This window comes from Massilia sp. GCM10023247 (genome assembly GCF_042653325.1).
GTDB lineage: Bacteria > Pseudomonadota > Gammaproteobacteria > Burkholderiales > Burkholderiaceae_D > Telluria.
In genome coordinates, this window is sequence record NZ_JBHSIB010000007.1 from 318245 (window position 1) to 343728 (window position 25484).

At 68.2% G+C, this 25484-nt stretch carries 23 protein-coding genes; 7 read left to right on the plus strand and 16 right to left on the minus strand.

The annotated features are described in order from the left end of the window. Nucleotides 1–79: 79 nt before the first annotated feature. Genes ACFPAH_RS05115 through ACFPAH_RS05135 form a run of 5 tightly spaced genes read left to right on the plus strand, consistent with a single transcriptional unit; the run spans nt 80 to nt 8749 of the window. Entirely contained in the window at nt 80–2593 is a 2514-nt protein-coding gene (locus tag ACFPAH_RS05115; protein WP_379741623.1) for an EAL domain-containing protein, read from the plus strand. A gap of 15 nt (nt 2594–2608) precedes the next feature. Further along, complete coding sequence (locus ACFPAH_RS05120; protein ID WP_379741626.1) at nt 2609–4012, plus strand: aminotransferase class I/II-fold pyridoxal phosphate-dependent enzyme; 1404 nt, start codon at nt 2609–2611, stop codon at nt 4010–4012. Nucleotides 4013–4061: 49 nt separating this feature from the next. Continuing rightward, the gene (locus ACFPAH_RS05125; protein ID WP_379741629.1) at nt 4062–7883 is read left to right on the plus strand and encodes an AMP-binding protein; all 3822 of its coding nucleotides are present in this window, start codon (nt 4062–4064) and stop codon (nt 7881–7883) included. A 45-nt stretch (nt 7884–7928) separates the two neighbouring features. Next, a complete protein-coding gene (locus ACFPAH_RS05130; protein WP_379741632.1) occupies nt 7929–8492 on the plus strand; it encodes a hypothetical protein in 564 nt (187 codons plus the stop codon). Beyond that, nucleotides 8489–8749, plus strand: a complete 261-nt coding sequence (locus tag ACFPAH_RS05135) for a DUF504 domain-containing protein (RefSeq protein ID WP_379741635.1) — start codon at nt 8489–8491, stop codon at nt 8747–8749. Before ACFPAH_RS05130 ends, ACFPAH_RS05135 begins: the two co-directional genes overlap by 4 nt. A 3-nt stretch (nt 8750–8752) precedes the next feature. Here ACFPAH_RS05135 and ACFPAH_RS05140 read toward each other — a convergent pair whose 3' ends face one another. After that, nucleotides 8753–9196 (minus strand): hypothetical protein, encoded by a 444-nt coding sequence (locus ACFPAH_RS05140; RefSeq protein ID WP_379741638.1) that lies wholly within the window; start codon nt 9194–9196, stop codon nt 8753–8755. 77 nt (nt 9197–9273) lie between these two features. Between ACFPAH_RS05140 and ACFPAH_RS05145 the strand changes: the two genes are divergently transcribed. Next, nucleotides 9274–9645 (plus strand): MerR family transcriptional regulator, encoded by a 372-nt coding sequence (locus tag ACFPAH_RS05145; protein WP_379741641.1) that lies wholly within the window; start codon nt 9274–9276, stop codon nt 9643–9645. Between the two features lie 13 nt (nt 9646–9658). Here the strand turns inward: ACFPAH_RS05145 and ACFPAH_RS05150 are convergent, their stop codons facing one another. The 15 genes from ACFPAH_RS05150 to flgB all read right to left on the minus strand — a co-directional run bounded on the left by ACFPAH_RS05150 (nt 9659) and on the right by flgB (nt 24475). Then, nucleotides 9659–10369, minus strand: coding sequence for a hypothetical protein (locus tag ACFPAH_RS05150; protein ID WP_379741644.1), 711 nt, complete (start codon nt 10367–10369; stop codon nt 9659–9661). A gap of 213 nt (nt 10370–10582) precedes the next feature. Then, on the minus strand, nt 10583–11863 hold the full coding sequence (locus ACFPAH_RS05155) for a sensor histidine kinase (RefSeq protein ID WP_379741647.1): 1281 nt from the start codon (nt 11861–11863) through the stop codon (nt 10583–10585). Beyond that, complete coding sequence (locus ACFPAH_RS05160; protein WP_379742970.1) at nt 11860–12534, minus strand: response regulator transcription factor; 675 nt, start codon at nt 12532–12534, stop codon at nt 11860–11862. Before ACFPAH_RS05160 ends, ACFPAH_RS05155 begins: the two co-directional genes overlap by 4 nt. Nucleotides 12535–12548: 14 nt before the next feature. Then, entirely contained in the window at nt 12549–13601 is a 1053-nt protein-coding gene (locus ACFPAH_RS05165) for a type 1 glutamine amidotransferase domain-containing protein (RefSeq protein WP_379741650.1), read from the minus strand. A gap of 91 nt (nt 13602–13692) precedes the next feature. Beyond that, nucleotides 13693–14910 (minus strand): flagellar hook-associated protein FlgL, encoded by a 1218-nt coding sequence (flgL, locus tag ACFPAH_RS05170; RefSeq protein WP_379741653.1) that lies wholly within the window; start codon nt 14908–14910, stop codon nt 13693–13695. A 34-nt stretch (nt 14911–14944) separates the two neighbouring features. Beyond that, the gene (gene flgK / locus ACFPAH_RS05175) at nt 14945–16903 is read right to left on the minus strand and encodes a flagellar hook-associated protein FlgK (protein ID WP_379741655.1); all 1959 of its coding nucleotides are present in this window, start codon (nt 16901–16903) and stop codon (nt 14945–14947) included. 83 nt (nt 16904–16986) lie between these two features. After that, the gene (gene flgJ, locus ACFPAH_RS05180; protein WP_379741658.1) at nt 16987–17907 is read right to left on the minus strand and encodes a flagellar assembly peptidoglycan hydrolase FlgJ; all 921 of its coding nucleotides are present in this window, start codon (nt 17905–17907) and stop codon (nt 16987–16989) included. A gap of 10 nt (nt 17908–17917) precedes the next feature. Further along, nucleotides 17918–19027, minus strand: coding sequence for a flagellar basal body P-ring protein FlgI (locus tag ACFPAH_RS05185; RefSeq protein ID WP_379741661.1), 1110 nt, complete (start codon nt 19025–19027; stop codon nt 17918–17920). A gap of 39 nt (nt 19028–19066) precedes the next feature. Continuing rightward, nucleotides 19067–19717 (minus strand): flagellar basal body L-ring protein FlgH, encoded by a 651-nt coding sequence (locus ACFPAH_RS05190; protein ID WP_379741664.1) that lies wholly within the window; start codon nt 19715–19717, stop codon nt 19067–19069. Between the two features lie 9 nt (nt 19718–19726). Beyond that, entirely contained in the window at nt 19727–20509 is a 783-nt protein-coding gene (gene flgG / locus ACFPAH_RS05195; protein ID WP_379741667.1) for a flagellar basal-body rod protein FlgG, read from the minus strand. 64 nt (nt 20510–20573) lie between these two features. Beyond that, nucleotides 20574–21314 (minus strand): flagellar basal-body rod protein FlgF, encoded by a 741-nt coding sequence (gene flgF / locus ACFPAH_RS05200; protein ID WP_379741670.1) that lies wholly within the window; start codon nt 21312–21314, stop codon nt 20574–20576. 49 nt (nt 21315–21363) lie between these two features. Continuing rightward, nucleotides 21364–22899 (minus strand): flagellar hook protein FlgE, encoded by a 1536-nt coding sequence (locus tag ACFPAH_RS05205; RefSeq protein ID WP_379741673.1) that lies wholly within the window; start codon nt 22897–22899, stop codon nt 21364–21366. A 31-nt stretch (nt 22900–22930) separates the two neighbouring features. Next, nucleotides 22931–23620, minus strand: coding sequence for a flagellar hook assembly protein FlgD (locus ACFPAH_RS05210; protein WP_379741675.1), 690 nt, complete (start codon nt 23618–23620; stop codon nt 22931–22933). Nucleotides 23621–23639: 19 nt separating this feature from the next. Further along, complete coding sequence (gene flgC, locus ACFPAH_RS05215; protein WP_379741678.1) at nt 23640–24041, minus strand: flagellar basal body rod protein FlgC; 402 nt, start codon at nt 24039–24041, stop codon at nt 23640–23642. A gap of 17 nt (nt 24042–24058) precedes the next feature. Further along, nucleotides 24059–24475: a flagellar basal body rod protein FlgB gene (gene flgB / locus ACFPAH_RS05220; RefSeq protein ID WP_379741681.1), complete on the minus strand. Its 417-nt coding sequence runs from the start codon at nt 24473–24475 to the stop codon at nt 24059–24061. Between the two features lie 158 nt (nt 24476–24633). Here flgB and flgA point away from each other — a divergent pair, with 158 nt between their 5' ends. Beyond that, nucleotides 24634–25326 carry a flagellar basal body P-ring formation chaperone FlgA gene (gene flgA / locus ACFPAH_RS05225; RefSeq protein WP_379741684.1) on the plus strand — a complete coding sequence of 231 codons (693 nt, stop codon included), beginning with the start codon at nt 24634–24636 and terminating at the stop codon, nt 25324–25326. The last annotated feature ends 158 nt before the right edge of the window (nt 25327–25484 follow it).

Sequence of the window (25484 nt, forward strand, 5' to 3'; positions counted from 1 at the left end):
CGAGTGACAATATTACGGTTGGCATGCAGCATCCAGCGTTCGGCACCAGGTGGAGGACACCTCAGCATCCAAAGGCATCATGACAAGTTTTGGCACCCGTTTCATCCATTCCTACATTACTGCAATCGAGTGGTTCATTCCCCAGGTGCTACGGGAAGATGCCGCCACCCTGACGCGCGCGCGCAGCGTGCTCAACGCCGTCGTCATGGCGGCCCTGTCGGGTCCTCTGTACGCCTTCACCTACCATGCGCTGGGTTACAGCGCGGCGGCCAGGGTCATCCTGACCTGCTGTGTCGGCATGTTCGTCGCGCCCTTCCTGCTGCGCCTGACGAAAAGCATCGTGGTGGCGCGCGAAGCGTTCCTGTGCGCGGTGTTCTTCAATTTCAGCTGGCTGACCTACGCGATGGGTGGGGTGTCGGCGCCGACGGCCGGCTGGATGGTCGTGCCGCCGATGGTCGCCGTATTCCTTGGCGGCTTTGCCACCGCCATGTTCTGGCTCGGCCTGACCTGCGTCGCCATCGTGTTCATCTACGCCTTGCCGCTGCTGGGCATTCCGCTGCCCACGCACCCGATCAAGGACATGGAACTGCTGTACGTGTTGTGCGACTTCGGCCTGTACATCGTCATCGTGTTCTTCATGATCCTGTTCGACCTGACCAAGACACAAGGCTTCGTCAAGCTCCAGCACGCGCTCGACTTCATCAGCGAACTGGCGACCCGCGACGCGCTGACCGGCAGCCACAAGCGCGGCCATGTGCTCAAGCTGGCCGAAGCGGAGCGGGAAGCCGCCGCCGGCGACAACGCGAACTTCACCTTGTGCCTGGTCGGCATCGACGGTTTCAAGCGCATCAACGACAGCCGGGGCGAGGCCGTCGGCGACCTGGTGCTGCGCGACTGCGCGCAGGCCGTCCAGCAGCAGCTGCGCGACGCCGACTCGTTCGGGCGCTACGGCGCCAGCGAATTCCTGTGCCTGCTGCCCGGTACCGCGCAGGAAGAAGCACTTGCGCTTGCCGAACGGGTACGCGTACGCGTGCAGGAACTGCGCCTGGCCGGCGTTGCGCCCGAACTGGCGCTCACGGTGTCGATCGGGGTGGCGCAGTTCCGCCAGGGCGAATCGATCGGCCAGGCCATCGCCAGGGCCGACGAAGCCCTGTATCAGGCCACCTCGAACGGGCGCAACCGGGTTGTCGGCTACGGCCAGGCGCCCGAGGCGGCGCTGCCGGCCGAGCCGCCCGCGGTCCTCGACCTGGCCGACAGTACCCTGCTCGACCCCTTGACCGGCCTGCTCGGCCGGCGTGTCCTGCGCGACCGCCTCGGCCACGCCATGGCGCGCGCCGTGCGCAACGAACGCATGGTCGCGCTGATGCTGTTGAGCGTGAACGATTTCGATGACATCAACAAGGCATTCGGCATTGCCGGCGGCGACGCGGTCCTGGCCCAGACGGCCCGCCTGGTGCGCTTCATCCTGCACGAGGCGGACACCGTGGTGCGCTGGAGCGGGCACGAATTCATCGTCGTCCTGGAAGACCTGCACGGCGCCGATTATGCGCTGCAGGCGGCGGAAAGGATCCTCGACCAGTTCTCCTTCCCGCTGCTCGTCGACGAGTGCCAGTGCCCGGCCAGCCTGAGCATCGGCATTGCCCTCTTCCCTGCGCCCTCGTGCGACATGGATGCGCTGCTCACGCGCGCCGGCGTGGCCATGACGCGTGCCCGCAACTCGGGCGGGAACAATCTCCACCTGTACGGCGCGGATGCTGCCGCCCCGCCGCCCGAGCGGCTGATCCTGAAGAACCACCTGCGCGAGGCACTGGCGTCGAACCAGTTCCTGCTCGAATACCAGCCGCAAGTCGACCTCGCCAGCGGACGGATCTGCGGCGTCGAAGCGCTGGTCCGCTGGGCCCATCCGCAGTACGGCCGGATCGAACCGGCGCGCTTCATTGCGCTCGCCGAGGAGACCGGCCTGATCGTGCCGCTCGGCGAATGGGTATTGCGCACCGCCTGCCTGCAGAACGCCGCCTGGCGCCAGGCCGGACTGCCGCCGGTCAGGACCGCCGTCAACCTGTCGGCGCGCCAGCTCGGGCATCCGGGCATGGCCGCGCAGATCCTGGCGACCATCAAGGCAAGCGGCATCGATCCGGGCTGCCTGGCGCTGGACATCGCGGAGGGCGTCCTGGTCGACGAGATGGCGCCGAACCTGGAAGGTTTGGGCGCGTTGCGCCGGGCCGGCGTCCACATCGCCGTCGACGACTTCGGCACCGGCCACGCGAGCCTGAGCCGCCTCGCCGCGCTTCCGGTCGACACCCTCAAAATGGCGCCCGGCTTCGTCGCGCGGCTCGGGCAAGCGGTGCGCAGCGAAGCTGGCCATGCCCTGGCCGGAGCGATCGTCGACATGGCGCACCGCCTGCAATTGAGCGTCATTGCGGAAGCGGTCGAGACCGAAGCGCAACTGGCCGAGCTGCGCGCACTGGGCTGCGATGCCGCCCAGGGCTTTTACTTCCATCGCCCGCTCGACGCGGGCAGGATGACAGAACTGATCAGGCAGCAACTCACAAGGCCATCGCCCGCCGCGTCCCTGGAGGCGCGTCCGGCATGAACGGGAGAAGCAACCATGAACCAGCCGTACGCGGACCCGGCCCTGTGCGCCGGCGCAGCCGAGCCGGGGGCCTGCGGCCCCAGGCAGCCATTCGAGCGCGAGGTCGACGCCATGCTCGCCGGCGGTGCGCTCTCGGGCACCGCGGCCCAGTTCGCGCAACCGCGCGGCGCCGACATGCTGGCCCGAACCGCCGCCCTCGAGCGCTGGCACGACCGGCGCGCCGCCCACCAGCTGTGGCAATACAGCCGCTCGCTCGACGGCGCGCCCTGCCCGATCGCCAGCATCCGCGACGAGGCCGGCCGCAGCGCGCGCGGGATCAATTTCGCTTCCCAGGACTACCTGTCGCTGGCATTTCATCCGGCAGTTAGCGAGGCCGCCACGCGCGCCTTGCACCAGGCCGGCCCGCACAGCGCCGGTTCCGCCGTCCTGCTCGGCAATACCAGTCTCTCGCTGGCGCTGGAACAAGCCGTGGCCGGCCTGGTGCAGGCCGAGCACGTGGCCCTGTTCCCGACCGGCTGGGGCGCCGCCTTCGGCGCCATCACGGCGCTGGTGCAGGCCGCCGACCATATCGTGATCGACCAGTTCGCCCACGCCTCGCTGCGCCAGGGTGCAAGCAGCGCCACGCCGAACGTCGCCGTCAACCGCCACCTCGACGTGGCCCATGTGCGCGAGCTGCTGGCCGCCATTCGCGCGCGCGACACGGAGCACGGCATCCTGGTGGTCACCGAAGGCCTGTTCAGCATGGATTCGGATACGCCCGACCTGGCCGCGCTGCAGGCCGCCTGCCACGCGTTCGGCGCCACGCTGCTGGTCGACGTCGCCCACGACCTCGGCGCCCTGGGGCCCAACGGCGGCGGCTGCATCGAAGCCCAGGGCATGCTCGGCAAGATCGACCTGGTGATGGGCGCGTTCTCCAAGACCTTCGCCTCGAACGGCGGCTTCGTCGCTACCGCGCGGCGTTCGGTCAAGCGCCACATCCAGCTCTACGCCGGCCCGCACATGTTCTCCAACGCGCTGTCCCCGGTGCAGGCGGCCGTGATCCACGAGTGCATCGGCATCGTGCGCTCGAACGAAGGCAAGGCCCTGCGCGCGGACCTGCTGCGCAATGCGCAGCACCTGCGCGCCCTGCTGGGCGAACTCGGCCTGGCCTGCATGGGCATGCCCTCGGCCATCGTCCCGGTGCTGGTCGGCAGCGAACCGGTGTCGCGCCTGGCCGGCAAGCTGCTGTTCGACCAGGCGGTGTTCGTCAACCAGGTCGAGTTCCCGGGCGTGCCGCTCGGCGCCTCGCGCCTGCGCCTGCAGCTGATGGCGAACCATAACCTGCAACAGCTCAAGCGCGCCGCGCCCGTCATCGGCAGCGCCGTGGCGCGCGCGCGCCAGGCGCTCGCAGCAGGGGAAGCACGCGTCGCACACCGGTAAGCACCGCAACCGGCACGGTAACCAGACACCATGTGAGGCCAAGGTGGAGATGAGCAATTTGCCCGGCGAACCTATCGAACTGCTGACCGACCGCCTGCGCCTGCACGCGCGCGCGACACCCGACCGCCTCGCGTATACCTTCCTGCGCGACGACGGCAGGGTCGACGAGATCACGTTCGGCCAGCTCGAGCGCCGCGCCGCGCAGCTGGCGCGTGCCCTCGCCGGACGCGCCCCGATCGGGTCGCGCGCGCTGCTGCTCTACCCTGCCGGCCTGGAGTTCATCGTCGTCTACCTGGCCTGCCTGCTGGCCGGGGTCATCGCGGTGCCGGCGACGATTCCCCATCAAAGCCGCGCCTCGCGCCGCCTGAAGGCCTTGCTCGACGACGCCGACCCGGCCCTGATCCTCACCCGCCTCGACTGCGCGACCGCGGTCAAGGCCAGCCTGTCGCTGGTCGACGCCGGCCAGCGCGCCTGCCTGGCCAGCGATACCCTGGAAGCGGCGGATCCGGGGCCGCCGCTGCCGCAACTCACGCCAGATGACCTGGCCTTCCTGCAGTACACCTCGGGCTCGACCGCCCTGCCGAAGGGCGTCGAGATCACCCACCGCAACATCGCCGGCAACGTCGCCTCGATCCGCAGCGCCTTCGGTTTTACGCCCGATACGGTGATGGTCAGCTGGCTGCCGCTGTTCCATGACATGGGCCTGATCGGCAGCGTGGTCGCGCCGCTCCACGTCGGCTTCCACTGCGTGCTGATGGCGCCGGCCCACTTCCTGAAGACGCCGCGCACCTGGCTCGAGGCGATCACGCGCTACCGCGGCACCTGCGCCGGCGCCCCGAACTTCGGCTGGGACACCTGCGCGAAACGGATCGGACCCCAGGCCAGGGCCGGCCTCGACCTCTCGAGCCTGACGGTGGCCTACAACGGCGCGGAACCGGTGCGCGCGGCCACCCTGCGCAACTTCGTTGCCGCCTTTGCCGGCTGCGGCATGCGCGACACGGCCCTGTTCCCCTGCTACGGCATGGCCGAGGCCACGCTGTTCGTGAGCGGCGGGCCGGCCGGCACCGCGCCCGTGGTGCGCACCGTCAGCAAGTCGCTGCTGGAGGGGAACCAGGTCCGCGAGCTCGCGCCCGGCGACGCCGATGCGCGCGAGATCGTCAGTGCGGGCCGCATCGGCAGCGGCACGCAGGTCGCCATCGTCGACCCGGAAACCCGGCTGGAAGTATGGAACCGGCGGGTCGGCGAAGTCTGGGTGCGCGGCCCGGGCGTGGCGCGCGGCTACTGGATGCGGCCGGGCGAGACCGAAGCGGCCTTCGGCGCGCTGCTGGCCGGCGGCGACGGCCCCTTCCTGCGCACCGGCGACCTCGGCTTCATGCGCGACGGCGAGCTGTTCATCACGGGGCGCCTGAAGGACCTGGTCATCATCAACGGCCGCAACGTCTATCCGCAGGACGTCGAGGAAGTCATCGAACGCGCCATCGATTTCATCGAACCGAACATGTGCGCCGCGTTTTCGGTCGAGGTCGAAGGCCAGGAGCGGCTGGCCATCGTCGCCGAGGCCAACCGCAGCCTGGTGCGCGCCGCCCGCCAGGCCAGGCAAGCGAACCGGCCGCAGGAGCACGACGCCTGCCTGGCACAGATCGGCGCCAGCGCGCGCGACATCGTCCGCGTGATCGCCCAGCAGTTCGATGTGACGGTGTCCTCGATCGTGTTCGTCCACCCCGGCAGCTTCCCGCGCACGACCAGCGGCAAGGTCCAGCGTTCGCGCTGCAAGGAACTGGCCCTGCAGGGCCGGCTCGAACTCGTGTACGTGATGCCGGGCAGCCTGTTCGACCGCCGCAGCATGGCGGGCACGCCGGCGCAGGAAGCGGAGGCGGCGCAGGCGGCACCTGGAGCCCCCGCCCCTGCACCGGCCGCCGCGCCGGCCGCGCCGCAGGACGCCGGCGCCAGCCGTGCCCGTGCCGACGCCATGATCGCCTGGTTCCGCGCGTATGCGCAGCGGCGCATCAATTCGCGCCTGATCGACGAGCGCCGCACGATCCCTCCCTACATCGTGCTCGACCTGGGCAACCAGGGCTTCTTCGGCCTCCAGGTGCCGCGCGAATTCGGCGGCATGGCGCTCGCCACGAGCGACCTGCTGCGCGTCATGGAGCAGGTGGCCGCGGCCGACCTGACGATCGCCACCCTGGTCGGCGTACACAACGGCCTGGGCGTGCGTCCCCTGCTCGGCTTCGCGCCCGCGGCCATGCGCCGGCGCCTGCTTCCGGCCCTGGCGGCCGGTCGCCAGCTAGCCTCGTTCGCCCTGACCGAACCCGGCGCCGGATCGAATCCGCTCGCGCTGCGCGCCAGCGCGACGCGCACTGCCGGCGGCTGGCGCCTGCGCGGCGAAAAGCAGTGGATCGGGCTGGCCTCCTGGGCCGGCCTGACCACGGTATTCGCCAAGGCGATCGACGAATCCGGCACGCCGCTGGGCATCGCCGCGTTCACCATCGAGGCCGCCAATCCCGGCCTGGTGCAAGGCCCGGAATCGCCGACGATGGGCATGCGCGGCATGGTCCAGAACACGCTCTATCTCGAGGATGCCTTCGTCGCCGACGAGGCGATGCTGCTGGCGCCCGGCCAGGGCATGGCGGGCATGGACATTGCGCGCGACGCCATGCTGTTTTCCCGGCTGGGCATCGGCGCGATCTGCGTCGGCGGCATGAAGCGCTGCGCCCAGCTGATGGCGCGCTATGCCTCGCGGCGCGAGATCGCCAGCGGCCTGCTGGCCGACAATGCCGTCAGCATCGTGCGCTTGCAGGAACTGGCCTGCAGCATCTTCGCCGTCGAGGCGCTGGTGCAGGCGATCGCCGGGCGTCTCGACAGCGGCGCCGGGGTGCCGGCCGAAGCCTACCTCGCTTGCAAGACCAGCGCCACCGAGTCCATGGGCGAGGCCGCCGACGCGCTGGTGCAGATGCTGGGCGGGCGCGGCTATATCGAGTCGAACGGCGCCCCCCAGATCCTGCGCGACGCCCGCGTCCTGCGCATTCTCGAAGGCCCGACCGAAACCCTGTACGCCCACCTGGGCGCATCGATGGCCCAGCCGGAAGGCGCGGTCCGCGCCTTCCTCGCCGAAACCCTCGGCGCTCCGGCCCTGGCCGCGCAACTGGACACCCTGGTGGCGCGCCTGCGCAGCGCCAGGGGCGGATCGCGCCTGTTCGGCACCCAGGCGGCGCTGAACCAGTGGCTCGACTACCGCATCGGCGAGCTGGCGGCGCGCGCGGTCCTGGCCGCGGCCGCGGAGCAGCGCCAGCGGGACGGGCGCGGCGACCCGCAACTGTCCAGCGCGGCCGTCGCCTGGGCGCGCCGCCGCTTCGGCGCGCTGGGACAGGAGATCGTTGCGGAGATGGCCGCGAACCGGCCGCGCGGCAGCAGCGAGGAGCTGGCCGCCCTCATCGGCGGCTACGCGCTCGACATCGGCGACATCGACCAGCAGCTGCCGGGAGAATGGCAGCAGGCCGACGCCCTGTTGCGGCGCGACGGCGCCGGCGCAGACCCGGCGCCACGGCGGCAGGCGCCGGTGCCGGTTGCCGGCACTGCGGCCGCAGGTTCAACGGCAACGCGCGCCATCGTCCACGATTGCATCCTGAACTGGCTGCGCGCCGAGCCGCTGCGCCAGGGTGTCGCGGTCGACGCCGACACGCCCTTCGCCGAACTCGGCATGGATTCGCTGGCAAGCGCCGCCATCGCCGCCGAGCTCGAGGAACGGGTCGGCATGCCGATCCTGCCCGAACTGTTGTTCGACCACGGCAGCGTCGCCAGGCTGGCGGCCTTCATCGACAGCCGGGCAGCCCCGCCGCGGCCGGCGCGCGCCGTCCACCATGCATCCTGAGAAAGCGCTACCATGCATGCTTTCGATCGTTCCGCCGCAGGCCTCATGCATCGCATCGACCGCCTTGTTCCCGTCGGGCTGCGCGCCCTTCCCCGCCAACGGCAAGCGGCGCGCCACCTGGCGCTGCTGGCTGCGCTGACCGCGGCCAGCGCCCCCCTGCTGGCCATGCTCTACCACGTGCTCGGCTTCGGGCGGGCCGGCACGGTGGTGCTGGCCGGGGCCGCCGTGATGGTCGCTGCGCCCTTCACGCTCAAGGCCGGCCTCGGCCTGGCGCCGGCGCGCAACCTGTTCGTCACGGCCCTGTTCGCGCTGAAGGTATGGCTCGCGCTGCACCTGGGCGGCATCGGCGCGCCGACCGTGCCCTGGTTCATCCTGTGCCCGATGATCGCCCTGCTGCTGGGCGGCCGGCGCGCCGGCCTGGCGTGGGCCGGAATCGTCGCCGCCACCCTGTTCGCGCTGTTCGCCGCCGAACACGGCGGCATGGTCATGACAGCCTATCCGGTTGCCGATCCGCGCCTGCTGGCCCTGGCCAGCAATGCCGGCCTGGCGGTGCTGGCCCCGGTCGTCGTCATGCTGGCGGCAAACAACGACGGCGCCGGACACCCATGACACCCATCCACGAGCTGCTCAACCGGATCGTCTGGGACCCCGGCTTCGGCAACGCCCACTTCGTCATCGGCTACTACGACCGGGTGTTGGGCCGCGTCGTGCGGGTCTCGTTCGAGCGCATCCGGATCGAGCGCGGCCAGCATTTTTCGTTCGAGGTGATCGGCAAGGACGGGGTCGCGCGCATGGTCCCCTTCCACCGGGTGCGCGAAGTGATGCGCAACGGCGAAGTCGTCTGGCGGCGTCCCGCGCCGCCCTGAGCCTTAGACCGGCGCCGCGGCCCGGCCTGCGCCACCTCGCTCGCGCGGCGCGCCTGGCTGCGCCGCGACCGGCCACAACTGCACCACGCCCCAGCTCGCCTCAGGCACCAGCAGCAGCCACAGCACCGGGGCCGCACCCTGCGCCAGCATCCAGGCCATCCAGGCCGCAAACAGGAAGCGCGCCATGCCGTCGTAACGTCCCAGGCGCAGGCTCGGGTGACGCAGGCGCAGGACCGACCACACGAGCACGACGCTACCGAGCAGGCCGGCGATGAACATGTGGAAAGGCGCGAACGGCGGCAGGGGCGCCCCGCCCAATTGCTGGTTCAGGCCCGACACCAGGCCGTGCGCCAGCACCTGGCTCCATGGCATGGCGAGTGCGGCGGTGAACAGGATGTCGTAAAGCGCACTGGCGCGCACGACATGGCGGTAGGTCGATAATCGCATGGCAGTCTCCGGGAAGTCAGAACCGCCATCATCAACCCTGGAGTACACTCGAGGGTCAAGCGATTTCTGGAGGAAGCATGCGCATTGGAGAGTTGGCGGCCGCGACCGGACTGAGCCGGGACGCCTTGCGCTTCTATGAGGAGCGCGGCCTGCTGGCCGCGCGGCGGCGCCCGAACGGCTACCGCGATTATCCGCCGGAAGCCGTCGAATGGCTGTGCTACCTGCGTACCGCCCAGTCGCTGGGCTTCACGCTGGCCGAGATCGAAGCGGACATGCCGCAGCTGGCCGATCCCGGCCAGGCGGGCCCTGAACTGCGCGCCGCCTTGGCCCGCAAGCTGGACGATATCGATGCCCGGATCGCCGGCCTGGCCGAATTGCGCGCCTCGCTGGCCGCGAGGCTGGACGACCTCGGGGCCGGCTGCCCGCTGCGGCCGGGAATCACAGACTGAATGACAGGCTCGATTACAGGCGGAAGCCCAGCTTCACGCTGACGGTCTGGTTGCCGGCGATGCGGTCGGCTTCGACGGCCAGGTCGCCGACGCCCAGGTTCAGGTTGAAGCCGGCGAAGACCTTGTTGCCCTCCGGGGTCTCCTTGCGCAGGCTGCCCACGTTCGGCGTGAGCGAACCCCAGACCCTGCCGACGCCGGCATAGGGGGTAAGCAGCAGGAAGCCTTTCGACAGCGTCAGTTCGACGCTGCGGGTATCGAGGTCGAGCTGGTCGACGCCGGACAGTCTGGTGGCCGCGGCGCGCAGCGCCAGCGCCGGCAGCGCGACGCTGCCCGGGACCAGCGCGTACTTGATTTCGACGCCGGCCAGTTTGATATCCGAGTCCGGCACGGCCGTCAGGCTGGCGCCGATGTCGATATTCAGCGGCAGGCCCTTCTGGAGGCGCAGGGTCGGCATGTAGACGGTGGCGTGATCGAAGCCGGCCTTTTCCCAGACCGCGGCATTGTCGAGGCGGGTGGCGCTGACGGCCGCGCCGATGTCGAAGCCGATCAGGCCGAGCGGCTCGGCCGGTGCCAGGCTGCGGTAGCTGGCAACGGCCGTGAAGTCCTTGGCGAAGCCCGCCAGCTCGGCTTGCGAGAGCGATTGCAGGCGGTCGAAATCGCCGGCGGCGGCCGGCAGGCTGAGCGCGCAGGCGGCGGCCAGCGCGAGGGTACGGATGGTTTTCATGGTGTTCCTGGTGAGAAGCGCGGTAAGGCAAGTCCGGAGAACAAAGTCTGGGACTTCCGGCAAAATGTTGCTAGCCGGCATTTTAACCGCTCTGCCTCCCGGCCGGGAACCCGATGGCGAGCCGCCACGCGGCGGCTCGCGCTGCCGGCTTACAGGCCGGCAACGATTCGTCCCAGTCATCGCGCAGCCGCATGCACGGTGCATGAATCCGGCTTATCCGATGCCGGGCGTTGCCCACGAAAGCCGGGCGCGGGTGCCGCCGCCCTCTTCCGTGTCGATGCCGATCCGGATACCGACCCGTTCGCCGAGCCGGCGCGCAATCGACAGGCCCAGGCCGAAACCGGCACTGGTTTCGCCTTTCGCGCCCGGCTCGAACAGGCGCTGGCGCAGGCCAGGCGCGATGCCCGGCCCGCTGTCGGCCACGACCAGGCTGCCGTCCTCCATGTAGATCCGTATTGCGCCTCGCTCCGTATGGCCGAACGCATTGCCGACCAGGTTCGCGAGCAGGATCGCCAGCGCGGCACGATGGCTGTCGGCGACCGTGCCTTGCGCCACTTCGACGCTGACCTCGACCGGCTTCCCGTCCAGCAGGTGCGCGCACTGCACCACTGCGTCTTCCACCAGCGGCAGCAAGGCCACCGGCTCGGGCACCGAGGCATCGAGTTCCTCGCGCGCCAGCGCCAGCAGGGTCGCCACCGTCTGCGCCATGTGCGACGCGGCGCTGCGCAGGCGCTGCAACTGGGCGGCCGCTTGGGGCGTCAGCGGCTGCTGCGCCAGCAGTTGGGCCGCGCCTTCGATCACCGCCAGCGGCGTGCGCAGTTCGTGGCTCGCATCGCGCGTGAAATGCTGCTCGCGTTCGATGAAAGCGGCGATACGCGCCATGGTGTCGTCCAGCTTGCGCGCCAGCGCGCCGATCTCGTTGTCGGGAAAGCCCTGGGCAAAGCCCTGCGGCAGCTGTCCCGGCTGCGCATCGGCGACCAGCAGCGCGAGCCGCGTCAGCGGCGCCGTGGCGCGCCGCGCCAGCCACCAGCCTATGGCCAGCGTGACGGCCAGGATCGCCAGGGTCGCCGCGGCGAGCACGCCGAGAATGGCGGGCATGCGCGGCCGCACGACGAGGTCGCGGCTGACTTCCGCGACCAGGTAGGCCGGCTGGCCGCCCAGGATCAGCGCGCGCACGTGATAGTGCCGCCCCTGCTCGCCGAAGAATTCGCCGTCGCGCGCGCCGCCGGCGAGCTGGCGCGCCAGGTCCGGCGGGAACGTGGCGGCATTGCGGTGCAGGCGCACGTTCTCGCGCAGCGGGGCGGCCAGGCGGCCGGAAGTCTGCCAGCTGCGCTGCTGGTGCGCCGTTTCCTCGCGCAGCAGGTTGTCGAAAAAGCTGTCCTCGACCGAATACACGAACAGCACGCCCAGCACGCTGAAACACAGGGCCGTGGCCAGCGCGAACAGCGCGAAGGCCGCCACCAGCCGGCTGCGCAGCGCATGACCGGCCTTCATGCGCCCGCGTCGAGCCTGAAGCCGACCCCGTGCACGGTCAGCAGCATCGCCCTGCCGAAGGGTTTGTCGAGGCTCTGGCGCAGCTGGTAGAGATGGGTGCGCAGGGCGTCCGAATCGGGCGGCGCGTCCTGCCACAGCTTTTGCGTGAGCTCCGAGCGGGTCAGCACGCGCGGATGCGCCTCCGCCAGCGCCAGCAGGATCTGGTAGCCGGCCGGATGGACCCGCACCGCCCGCCCCTCGCGCGTGACGGCCTGCGCGCGCCGGTCGATGCGCAGGGCGCCGATGGCCAGCTCGTGCTCCTGGTGCAGCGTATGCCTGCGCGCCAGCACCTGGCAGCGCGCGAGCAGTTCCTCGAATGCGAAGGGCTTGAGCAGGTAATCGTCGGCCCCGCTGTCGAAGCCCCGCAGCTTGTCGTGCAGGGCATCGCGCGCGGTCAGCATCAGGACCGGCATGCGCCGCGTCATCCGCTCGCGCAGGCGCCTGCAGACTTCCAGCCCGTCGATGCCGGGCAGGCCCAGGTCGAGGATCATCAGGTCGTAATAATGGTCCAGGGCCAGCTTCAGCCCCAGCTCGCCGTCGCCCGCGAAATCGGCCGTGTGGCCGTGCAGCTCGAGTCCGTCCGCGAGATTGCGCGCGAGCGGCGCGTGGTCTTCGACGACGAGAATGTGCAGGGGCATGCCGGTCCTTATCCGTTGGCGAGGCGCTGGAGGTTGACGGCATCGGCCGCGCGCCACTGCATGGCGGCCACCACCGAATGCATCAGCACCAGCATCTTATCAAAGCGCGGCAGCGCCGCCTGCCGGGCGCGCGCCGCCTCGAGCCCGTCCCGATAATAGGCGGCCAGCAGCTCGACGCTGGCCTCTTCGGCGGTGCGTTCGCGCGCCAGCGGCCGGTGTCCGAGCGCGGCGATCATCGCTTCCGCCGTCGACCAGGTCGACCAGGGGTTCTGCCCGGTGACCAGGCGGCCGTCGACCACGGTGTTGTCGACATACTTGGGCCCGGCGACGAAGCGCGCCCCTTCCGCCAGCGCGCGTTCTTCGAGCAGGAAGCCGAAGCGCGTGCGCGCGTCCTTGATCAGGAACAGCTCCTCGTCGTTGGTGAAGCCGGTCATGCGGCGGCCGGCGACCAGCGCCTTGCCGTCGGCCAGCTTCACGCCCAGCAAGGCTGCGGGCCCATGGCAGACCGCTCCGACGACGCCGCGTCCGGCGATGTCGGTGACGATGCGGGCCACGTCGGGATTGTCGGGAAAGTCGTGCATGGCGCCCTTGCCGCCGACGAAAAACACGGCCGCGTACCGCCCGGCGTCGACGCTGGCCAGCGGGATCGACGCCGCCACCTTCGCCTGCGCGGCGGGGTCGTTGAGGAAGGCGTAGTCGGTGTCGCCCATGTCGTCCGGGTCGATCCGCTCCGGCGGTTTGCCGCCCTTCGGCGAGGCGATCTCGACCTCGTAGCCGTTGGCCTGGAACACATAGTAGGCGCGCGCCAGCTCGGTCAGTTCGTAGCCGGCGCGCTTCATGCCGGGCCCGCCACGCTCGGTGCTGCTCACCACGGCCAGGATGCGTCCGCGCTGCTGCGTCACCGGGTTTTTCAGCCAGGCCAGGTCGGCCGCGCGGGATTCGGGGTTGGCCCTGGGCAGGCTGTCCAGGCCCAGGCTGCGGTAGTAGCCGTAGCCCGCGGCGGCCAGCAGGGCCAGGATCGCGGCCAGCCAGGCCGCGGTTCGTAACAGTGTCTTGCGCATGCCACCTCCATCGTTGTCGAATGGCGGTCAGGATGGCGCAGGCGATGTGAAGCAGGCGTGAAAGGATGGGCGGGCGCAGCGCCCGCCTGCATCAGCCGATGTAGTTAAACAGCGACAGCGACGACATCGTCTTGAACGATTTCTGCGCCGCTTCCAGCGTGCCCTGCTGGCTGGCGTAATCCGAGATCGCCTTCACGAGGTCGAGGTCCTGCAGCTTGGAGAGCGTGGTCGCGTACTGGATGTCGAGGTCCGAGCCCGAGCTTTCCAGGTAGTCGAGCTCCTTCATGCGCGAGCCGACCGAGGCGCGCACCGTCAGGATGTTGTCGAGCGAGGACTTGAGGCCCTCGCCGGCGCTCTTCAGCTGGTTCGACAGCGTGGCCATGGCCTTGGGATCGTCGCCCGATGCGCGCAGGGCCGCCACCAGGCTGGTCATGGTGGTGAAGATCGACTCCTTCCGGCTCGGCTTGAGTTCGAACTTGTCGCCGGCAGCCGGCTCGCCCTTGATCGAGAACGAAGTGCCGTCGAAGCTGATCTGCTTGCCGCTTTCGTAGGGCTGGTCTGCCAGCACGATGCTGTTGCTCGTGGTGTCGGTGACGCTGTAGGTGGTCACGGCCGGCGTGCCGCTGACCTTGAATTCCAGCGTGTAGTTGTGGCCGGTCAGCTTGGTGGAATCGGCCACCGAACCGGTACTGATCACCGCGCTGCCCTGGTTGCTGTCCACCATGGCCGTCTGGAAGCTGCCGTTGCCGGTGCGGTTGTTTTCGAAAATCGCGCTGCCCGAATCGCTGATCGCGATCGAACGCGACGGTCCGACCTGCAGCTTGCGCTGGCCCTGGTCGCCCTGGTAGACGGCGCCGGCGTCGGTCTGCACGAAGGGGATCGTGGTGCCGCGGTAGCCCGAGAACAGGTAGCCGCCGCTGCCGTCCGTGGTGTTTGCCACGCCAAGCAAGTCCTGCATGCGCCCTTCGATCTCGGTGGCGATCATCAGCCGGTCCGCTTTCGACAGCGCGCCGCCGCCCGCTTGCACCACCAGCGTCTGCACGTCCATCACCAGGTCGCCGCTGTCGCGCAACGCGCCTTCGACCAGGGCCAGCGAGCTGGTCGCGTTCGAGCGGTTGGTCGCATACTGGGTGTTGAGCGATTTCGACTGGGTCACTTCCAGTGCGCGCGCCGAGGCGATCGGGTCGTCGGCCGCGGTCAGCATGCGCTTGTTGGTCGCCAGTTGGTTCTGGGTACGCGCCATGTTCGACTGCAGCGTGTTGAGCTGGGTCGTCGCGTTCTCGTAGATGCTCCGGGTACTGATGCGCATGGTTTATTCTCTCTCGTTCGCGTTCGCTGCCCGCTTAGCGGCCGATCGACAGCAGCGTGTCGAAAATGGTGGTGGCGATCTGCATGACCTTGCCTGCCGCCTGGTAGGCTTGCTGGTACTTCAGCAGGTTGGTCGCTTCCTCGTCCAGGTTCACGCCCGACACGTTCATGGCCGCGCTCTCGACCTGCTTGAGCAGGGCGTCGCCGGCGCTGGCGTTGACCTGCACTTCGCGCGTCTTGTTGCCGACCGCGCTCACCGTCTGCGCGAAGGCCGACTGGAAGGTGGCGCTGGCGCCGTTGAAGATGGCTTTCGTCTGCAGGGCGCCGAGGGCCTGGATGTTGCGCGTGTCGGCGGTGCCGGAGACGTTGGCCTCGATGCGGAAGCTGTCGCCTTCCTTCGGAATGCCCGACATCGTCACGTTGACGCCGGAAACGCTGTAGCTGGCGCCGGACTGGAACGGCGCCGAGCCGGCGGTATGGGTCGTTTCCTTGCCATTGAAGGTCATCGTCACCGTGGCGCCGGCCGGGAAGCCGGTCAGCTGGCCGCCGCCCGCCGCGGTGTAGCCGAGCGTGAGCGGCAGGCTTGGCGGCGCCGCGAAATACGCCGCGCTGACGCTGCCGGCGCTGATCTGGCCGGTACCCGTGTTGGCGAGCGGCGCGCTGGTGGCGATCGGGGTGGCGGCGGCGATGTCCTTCACGTCCGACAATGCCAGCTGGAAGTTGGCGGCGCCGTTGGCGGTCGGGCGCACCAGGTAGTTGTCGCCCGAGGCGGCCGTGCCCTTGATGGTAAAGGCGACGCCGTCGATCGTGCGCGTGGTGCCGGCCGGGTCGTAGGGTTCGATCTTGGTGCGGGTCTTGTCGGACAGGCGCGTGACGAAGAAGTTGCTGCCGTCCGACTCGACCTTGTAGTCGCTGTCGGTGAGCTGGGTCGGGTCGAGGATCACGGCGCCCACTTCGGCGTCGCTGGTGCGGTCGTTGTCGACCGCGGCCTTGACCGAGACCGGGGCCTGCACGAAGAAATCCTTGCCCTGCTGGCCGGCGGCGTCGATGCCGAGCTTGTGCTGGGCATTGAAGGTGAAGGCCATGCCGACGGCGAGGCGGCCGATCGCGTTCTGCACGCGGTCGAGCGTGCCGCTGCGGAACTCCAGGATGCCGCCCAGTTCGCCGCCCGCCAGCGCGCTTTCCGGCAGCGGGGTGGCCCTGTCGCCGGTCTGGTAGCCGACCGTCAGGCGCGTCAGGTCGGTCGGCGATTTCATCGTCGCCAGCTGGAAGGCCTGCTGCCCCACGACCAGCGGCTGGCCGTTACCGATCGATACGTTGAGCGCATTGTTGCTGCCGGCGGTGACGTTCGCCTTGACGTGCTTGTTCAGCTCCATGACGAGCTGGTCGCGCTGGTCGAGCAGGTCGTTCGGCTTCCTGCCTTCGATCGAGCCGTAGGAGGCGATCTTGTTATTCAGTTCGGCGATCTGCTTGGCGTAGGTGTTGATCAGGTTGACGCTGGTTTCGATCTGGGTGTTGACGCCGGCACCGATCTCCTGCAAGCGCGCGTCGATCTGCTGGAAGCTGCCGGCCAGCGTCTCGGAAGCCGACAGCAGGGCCTGGCGCGAGGGCGTCGAGGCGCCGTTGCCGGTCACGTCCTGCACTGCGGCGAAGAAGCCCTGCAGCGCCGGCGACAGGCCGGAGGTGGTGTCGGCCAGCAGGTTGTCGATCTGGCTGATCTGGGCGTAATAAGCGTCGAGCGAGGCCGTCGAGGCCGTGGCCGAGCGCACCTGCTGGTTCAGGAATTCGTCGCTGTAGCGCTTGATCTCCGCGATCTTGGTGCCGCTGCCGACAAAGCCATAGCCGCGCTCCATCATCGTCGCCGTGCCCTGCACCACGCCCTGGCGGCTGTAGCCCGCCACGTTGGCATTGGTGATGTTGTGGCCGGTCGTGGTCAGCGCGGTTTGTGCCGCGTACAGCCCGCTTTTACCGATACTGAGGAGGTTTCCCGACATGTGCGCTCTCTATTCGTTATCTTCTTCTACGGCAGCGTGGCCAGGAACTTGAATCCGCCCACCCTTCCCTGCTTGTCAAGGCGTCATGCCAGCGAGTGCTTGATGATCTTCGCCAGCTTGGCGCCGTACTGCGGATCGGTGGCATAGCCGGCGCGCTGCAGGCCGTGCGCGAAGGCCGACGCGTCGCCGGCGTGGTCGAGCACCTTTTCGTAGCGCGGGTTATTCGCCAGCATGCGCGCATAGTCCTTGAACGAGTCGGCCGGGGTGTCGTAGGCGCGGAAGCGCTCGACCTTCTGGCGCGGCTGGCCGTTCACGTATTCGGTGGTGACGGCGGTGGCGACCTTGCCTTTCCAGCCCGGACCGGCCTTGATGCCGAACAGGTTGTTGGCATTGCTGCCGTCGGCGTTGCGGATCATGCGCTTGCCCCAGCCGGTTTCCAGCGCCGCCTGGCCGAGCATGAACTTGGCCGGCACGCCGGTAATCGCTTCGGCCTGCTCGGCGTGGGCGCCGAGCTTTTCCTGGAAAGCGCGCACGTGCGGAGCCTGCGAGCGGCCGCTGGCGCTCACGCCGTTGGTCTGCACGCCTTCCAGACCCTTCAACGAGGCTGGCTTGCCGGGCAAGGCCGGAATGTCGAGCATGCTGGCGGGCGCGTTCGCGCCATCGCCCCCCGCAGTGCCAATTGCCAGGGCTTTCGCATCGGTCTGGGCCGACAACTGGCGCACCAGCACGTCGGCCAGGCCCATGCCGCGCTTGGCCATGTTCTGGCTCAGTTGCTGGTCCAGCATCGACGTGAACATCTTGGTCTGCTGGTTATCGGTCAGCCCGTCCTGCGGGGTCGCCTCGCGCATGCTCTTCATCATCTGGTTGATGAACAGCGCCTCGAACTGGGTGGCCGCGCCGCGGGTGGCATCGGGCGCGCCGGCCTTGGCCGAACGCTTCAGGTCGCCGAGGCCCTGGGTATCGAGCGCGAAGCCGGTATTCAGGTTGTTTTTGGAGGGAATCACGTTCGCCTCCTTAGATGATTTCGAGTTCGGCGCGCAGCGAACCTGCCGCCTTGAGCGCCTGCAGGATCGCCAGCAGGTCCTGCGGGCTGGCGCCGATCGAGTTCATCGCCTTCACCACTTCGGCCAGCGAGGCGCCGCCCTTGACCAGCAGCACCTTGCCCGGGTCCTTCTTCACCTCCACGGTCGGGGTGGTGACGGCCACCGTCTGGCCGCGCGTCCCCGGCGCCGGCTGGCTGACCTGGGTGTCGGCGCCGATCGTCACCGACAGGTTGCCGTGCGAGATGGCGCAGGTGTCGAGCGTGACCGCCTGGTTCATCACGACCGAACCGGTGCGGGCGTTGAGGATGACCTTGGCGGCGGCCGCGGCCGGCTTGACGTCGATGTTTTCCAGCAGGCCGATGAAGCTCACGCGCGCGTCCGACGAGGACGGGGTGCGCACCCGGATCACGCGGCCGTCGAGGGCCGTCGCGGTGCCGGCGCCGAACTGGTCGTTCACGGCGGACACCACGCGGCTGGCGGTGGCGAAATCGGTCTGGTTCAGTTCGAGGCGGATCTGGTTGTTCTCGCCGAGGTTGGACGGCACCGCGCGCTCGACCGTGGCCCCGCTCGAGATCTTGCCGACCGCGAGGTGGTTGACCTGGACCTGGGCGCCGCCGCCAGGGCTGGACGCGCCGACGCCGCCGACCAGCACATTGCCCTGGGCGATCGCGTACACCTGGTTATCGGCGCCGTGCAACGGCGTCATCAGGAGCGTGCCGCCGCGCAGGCTTTTCGCATTGCCGATCGAGGAGACCGTGATGTCGATGGTCTGGCCCGGCTGGGCAAAGGCCGGCAGCGAGGTCGTGACCATCACGGCGGCGACGTTTTTCAGCTGGAGCTGCCCGGTCGGCGGCAGGTTCACGCCTTTTTGCTGGAGCATGGCGATGATCGACTGCACCGTGAACGGGGTCTGGCTGGTCTGGTCGCCGGTGCCGTCCAGGCCCACGACGAGACCGTAGCCCGACAACTGGTTCTGGCGCACGCCGGCGATGCTGGCCATGTCTTTCAGGCGCTCGGCGTGGGCGGCCGGGGTGGCGGACAAGGCAGCGCAGAGCGCCAGCAGCGGGAGGGTGAAACGCATGGTCAATCCTTAGTTCACTTTGAAGCGTCAAGTGCGCCTTCAGAACGGCAGCAGCGACATGAAGAAGCGCGACATCATCGAATTGACTTCGGCGCGGTCGATGCGGCTGTTGGTACGGTATTCGACACGGGCATCGGCGACGACGGTCGAGGAGACGACATTGCCGTTCTGGATGGTGTCCGGGCTGACCAGTCCCGAGAAGCGGATGAACTCGACGCCCTTGTTCATCGCCACCTGCTTCTCGCCGGCCACCACCAGGTTGCCGTTGGACAGCACTTCGGTGACCGTCACGCCGATGGTGCCGGTAAAGGCATTGCTGGCGCTCTGGTTGTCGCCGTCGGCGAATTTGATTGCGCCTTCGGTTTCGACGTTCGCGCCGAGGCGCGATTGCAGCGGGCCCGGCAGGCCGAAACTGGCGCTGCCGGACTTGTTGCCCGAGCTCGCGCCGGCCTTGTTGGCCGAAGTCTTCTCGACGATATTGATCGTCAGCAGGTCGCCCACCTGGCGCGCGCGGCGGTCTTCGAACATCGGGCGGTAGCGCGCCGCGTTGTAGATCGCGCCATCGGTGGGCGGCGCCAGTTCGGCCAGGGCCGGGCGCGCGCTGCGCGTTTCCTGCACGATCGTGCTCGGGGTGGTACCGCAAGCGGACAAGAGCAGCGCAGCGAGGCCGGCGAAAGCGAAATTCTTCATGACGATGCCTTACAGCTGGGCCAGCTTCGCCAGCATCTGGTCGGAGGTCGTGATCGCCTTGCTGTTGATCTCGTAGGCGCGCTGGGTCTGGATCATGTTGACCATCTCCTCGACCACGTTGACGTTCGAGGTTTCCACGAAACCCTGCATCAGCACGCCGGCGCCATTGGTGCCGGGCGTATTCGCGTTCGGGTTGCCCGAGGCGGTCGTTTCCAGGTACAGGTTTTCGCCGCGCGACTCCAGCCCGGCCGGGTTCACGAAGGTCATCAATTGCAGGTTGCCGACCTGGGTGGTGGCCGTGGTGCCGGCGACCTTGATCGACACGGTGCCGTCGCGGCCGACCGTGATCGACTCGGCGTTGGCCGGGATCGTGATCGGCGGCTGCACGACGTAGCCGCTCGAGGTGACGAGCTGGCCGTTGGCATCGGTCTGGAAGGAACCGTCGCGGGTGTAGGCCTGGGTACCGTCAGGCAGGAGAACGGGGAAGAAACCCGAGCCGTTGACCATCACGTCCTTCGAGTTGCCGGTCTGCTGGGGATTACCCTGGGTGAAGATGCGTTCGGTCGAGACGGCGCGCACACCAGTGCCGAGCTGCAGGCCCGACGGCAGATTGGTTTGCTGCGAGGATTGCGCGCCCGGCTGGCGCACGGTCTGGTACAACAAATCCTCGAAGACGGCACGCGAACGCTTGAAGCCGTTGGTGCTGACGTTGGCGAGGTTGTTGGTGATGACGTCGAGGTTGGTTTGCTGCGCCTCGAGGCCGGTCTTGGCGATGTACAGCGAACGAATCATGGGTTTCTCCTATTGGCAGCCATGAAGGGCCGCCATGCACAATAGAATTATGCTGGAGAAACACTTAATTCAAAGCAAGGATCTGACCGGCTTTCGCGGCGTTATTCTCGGCGTTCTTCATCAGGCTCATTTGGGTTTCGAAGGAGCGCGCGAGGCCAATCATGGCCACCATGGCATCGACCGCATTCACGTTGCTGCCCTCGAGGGCGCCGCCCGCGACGCGCACGGTGGGGTCAGCCTGGGCCGGCGCGCCGTCCTTCAGCCTGAACAGGCCGTCGTCGCCGCGCACCAGCTCCTGCTCGGGAGGATTCACCAGCTTGATGCGGCCGAGGATCACGGGCGCCGCAGGACGCTCGGCATTCGAGACCGTCGAGATGGTGCCGTCGCCGCCCACCGTCACCGTGACGTCCGGCGGAATCGTGATCGGCCCGCCCTCGCCCGCGATGGTCGCGCCGCTGGTGGTCGTCAGCACGCCGTTCGGGCTCATCTGCAAGGCGCCGTTGCGGGTATAGGCTTCGCTGCCATCGGGATTCTGCACGGCGATCCAGCCCGGCCCCTTGACGGCGACGTCGAGGTCGCGCCCGGTCAGCTGCAGCGGGCCGGATGCGAAATTCGCGCCGACCGTGTTGTTGACCACGAAGGTGCGCGTCGGCAGGCCCTCGCTTTGCACCGGCACGGCGCGGAAGGTGTCGAGCTGGGCGCGAAAACCGGTCGTGTTCAGGTTCGCCAGGTTGTTCGAGGTCGTGGCCTGCTGCTCGAGGATGTGCTTGGCGCCGGAGGCGGCGGTGTAGATCAGGCGGTCCATTTTTTTCCTTCGTATTCGTGCCGGATGTGCATCGGTGCGTTGAACGCGATTAACGCAGGTTCACCAGCGTCTGCAACACCGAATCCTGGGTCTTGATGGTCTGCGCATTCGCCTGGTACACGCGCTGCGCCGTGATCATGTTCACCAGCTCGGCCGTCAGGTCGATGTTCGAGGTTTCGACCGCCGACGACTGCAGCACGCCGAAGCTGCCCGAATCCGGCACGCCGATCAGCGGCGTGCCCGAGTCGGCCGATTCGGCCCAGGCGTTGTTGCCGAGCGGTTCCAGGCCGTTGGCATTGGCGAAGTTCGCCAGCACGATCTGTCCCAGCGGTTTCGATTGCCCGTTGCTGTACTGGCCGAGGATGATGCCTTCCTCGCCGATCGAGAAGCGCTGCAGGTTGCCGGCGGTGTAGCCGTTCTGGCCCAGCTTCTTGTCGCTGGTCGAGGTGCCGTACTGGGTGGTGCCGGTAAACGCGATTTCCATCTTCTGGATCGGATCGGAACCGGTCGACGGGAAGATCGGCAGGTCGATATTGAACTTGCCGCCGTTTTTGGTCAGCACCGCGTTCAGGGCGCCGTTTTCGTCGAACTTCAGGGTACCGATCGGCACCGCCGTCACCTTGACCGACGCGGCAATCGCCTTGTCGACCTGGTCGGCCGAGTAACCGGCGATGCGCGCCGCGTCGGCGCCGGCGGTTACGATGGCCGCTTGGGCAGCCGGATTGGCTCCGGCCTTGGCCGCGGCCGCGGCGACCATGCTCGAGGCCGCATCGGCATAGCGCGCCAGCGCCGCCGAGATCGTCGTCGCGTCCGGCGGGACCGCCTTGGTCGCCGCATCCCAGTCGGCGCGCGCCGCGTTCACGGCCGCGAATTCGGCGGTCTCGCCCTGCGCCGCCTGTGCCACTTTCAGGTTGGTGATCTCGGTGCCGTCATTGGCCGCGTACACGTCCCAGGTGCCCGAGCCGTTCTTCACGTAGAAGGTCGACAGCACGTGCGGGTTGCCCAGCGTGTCGTACACGTCGACCGGCGACTGCTTGTTATAGGTGTTCGGGTCGCCCGCGTCGAAGGGGTTCACGGCCGGCGCGCCCACGCGCGAATCGAGGTTCATCTCGATGCCGACCTTGGTGGTCGAGACCGGTTTCAGGTCGGTGGTGCTGATCTGCACGGGAACCGGCGCGCCCGCCAGCACCTGGCCGGTGACGCCCACGCCATAGCCGGTCAGCTTGGCGCCCTGCGCGTTGACCATGAAGCCGTCCTTGTCGAGCGAAAACTGACCGTTGCGGGTGTACTGCGTCATGCCCGAGGACACGGTGCGGAAGAAACCCTGGCCGTTGATGGCCACGTCGAGCGAATTGTTCGAGGACTCGATATTGCCTTGCGTGAACTGCTGGGCGATGGCGGCGACCTTGGTACCGATACCGGCCGTCATGCCGCCGGCGCCGTTGAGCGAGCTGGCGTAGACGTCGGCGAACTGCGCCTGCGAACCCTTGAAGCCGACGGTGCTGGCGTTGGCGATGTTGTTACCGATGACGTCGAGCGATTTCGCGGCGCCGTTCAAGCCGCTGAGGCCTTGTTGGAAGGACATGTGATTCTCCTGACTAGTATTAAGTAAGCGCCTACAGCACTTGTTTGATGTCGGCCAGGGTGATCGCCCCCTTGCCCGCGAGGTTCAGCTTGACGCCGTCCTTCGAATTGGTGCTGACGCTGGCGACCGTGTCGAGGCTCAAGGCTTTCACGTCGGTCAGCGGCTGGCCGCCGCGGGTGGCGACGACGCGGAAGCTGTAGTTGCCGTCGCCCAGCTGGGCGGCGTCGACGCCGTCGCTGCTGCCGTCCCAGACCAGCGGCAGCGCGCCCGCCTCGTTCGCGCCGAGCTCGATCGAGGCCACGTCCTTGCCGGTGCGCGGATCGGTGACGATCACCTGCACGTTATCGGCCGCGGTGGCCAGCTCGACGCCGAACACCGACTTGCCGCCGATGAGGTTCAGGTTGTTGCCTTCGACCAGCACGCCATGCCCGATCAGGTTGGTGGCCTGCATCGCCTCGGTCGACTGGTAGCTCGACTTCAGCGTCTCCAGCGTTTCGTTGAGTTTATTCACGCCGGTCACGGTCTGCAGCTGGGCCAGCTGGCTCGTCACCTGGGCGTTGTCGAGCGGGTTCAGCGGGTCCTGGTTCTTGAGCTGGGTGACCAGCAGGGTCATGAACTTGTCGGTGTCGGCCTGGACGCTGTCGGTCGACGCCTTCTTCTTGGTGTTCATGGTCGACATCAGGTCGTTGATCGAGGTGCCGGCGGAAGTTACGGTGGACATGGGATGCCTTGTTTAGTTTTTATTGGCCGAGCGTGAGCGTTTTCAGCAGCATGCTCTTCGCCGCATTCATCGTTTCGACGTTGTTCTGGTAGGAGCGCGAGGCCGACAGCATGTTGACCATCTCGTCGACCGGGTTCACGTTGGGCATCGTCACATAGCCCTTCTCGTCGGCCAGCGGGTGCTTGGGGTCGTAGACCTGCTTCATCGGGGACGCGTCCTCGACCACTTCGCGCACCTTGACGCCGGTGCCGCCGGTGGTCATCGGCACCGCCTCGAACACGACCTGCTTGGCGCGGTAGGCTTCGCCGGTGCTGGAGGTGGCGCTGTCGACGTTGGCGAGGTTGCTGGCGACGGTGTTCAGGCGCTGGGCCTGGGCGCTCATGGCCGAGCCGGAGACGTTGAAGATATTGAATAGGGACATAATGCGAGCGACCTTTCTTATTGTCCGCTCTGGATCGCCGCCATCAGGCCGCGGATCTGGCTGTTGATCATCGTGATGCCCGCCTCGTAGCGCAGCGCGTTGTCGGCGAACTGGTTGCGCTCGACATCCATGTCGACCGTGTTGCCGTCGACCGCCCCCTGGACCAGGCCGCGGTACAGCACCGGGGTGCCGTCCGGCAGCGCCTTGCCGTCGGCGGCAGGCTGGACGTGGGCTTTATTGGTGGCGGCGAGCTGGCCGGGGTTTGCGGCTTTCGCCAGCGCCCCTTGCATGGCGCTGGCGAAATCGATGTCGCGTGCCTTGAAGTTGGGCGTGTCGGCGTTGGCGATGTTGGACGCGATCAGTTCCTGGCGCTGGGCGCGCAGGGACAGGGCCGTTTCGTTGAACCGTAAATAGTTGTCGAGTTTGCCGATCATGCCGCCTCCGGGCTGATTTTTGTTGGGACAGCGTGAATCATACGTTTGAGCAACACTCGCCCATCGCTGGATTAAGCCCCCCAAAGCCCGGCTATTCAAAGTTTCACTACGGCATCAAGAGGCCTAAGATGGCAGCCATCACAGAAGGGCCTTCCGTCATGTCCACGTATTTGAAGTTGTTTGCACTGCTGTTGCTGAGCGCCCCCCTGGCGCAGGCTGCTGCGCCGGCGCGCCAGGACGGCGCCGCGCTGCGCAAGGTCGCCGAGCAGTTCCTGCGCACCCAGAGCGCCGGGCTGCCGGGCAAGGTCGGCGTCAAGATCGGCGCGGTCGATCCGCGCCTGTCGCTGGCCGCCTGCCCTGCCCCGGAAGCTTTCCAGCAGCCGGGCGCCCGCCCCTGGGGCAAGACCACGGTCGGCGTGCGCTGCACGGCCCCAAGCTGGACGGTGTTCCTGCAGGCCCAGGTGAGCGTGCTGGCCGATTACGTTACGGCCAGCGTGCCGCTGGCCCAGGGCCAGCCGATCGAGGCAGGCCAGCTGGCCACGATGCAGGGCGACATCGCCGCCATGCCGAACGGCATCATCACTGACATGGCCCAGGCCATCGGCCGCACGCCGACGGTCTCGCTGCCGGCCGGCACCCCGCTGCGCCTCGATTCCCTGAAAAGCCGCCCCGTGGTGCAGCAGAACCAGGCCGTGCGCATCGTGTCGCGCGGCGAAAATTTCTCGGTCTCGGGCGAGGGAAAAGCGCTCACGCAGGCGGGCGAAGGCCAGGTGGTGCAGGTGCGCACGCCGCGCGGGGCCATCGTCAGCGGCACGGCACGGGCCGGCGGCATCGTCGAAGTGACGTTATGAGAAACTATCTCAGCAGGAGGGCGTCGCTGCTGGCGCGCCTGACAAGCGGGGGCGGCGTTGCTCGTCGTAGCATGGCCCGCCATGCGTCCTCCTCGCGCCTTGCCCGCGCTTGCCATGCATCGCCTACGCGCACGTCGCCACCAGCTTCCACCACCTGC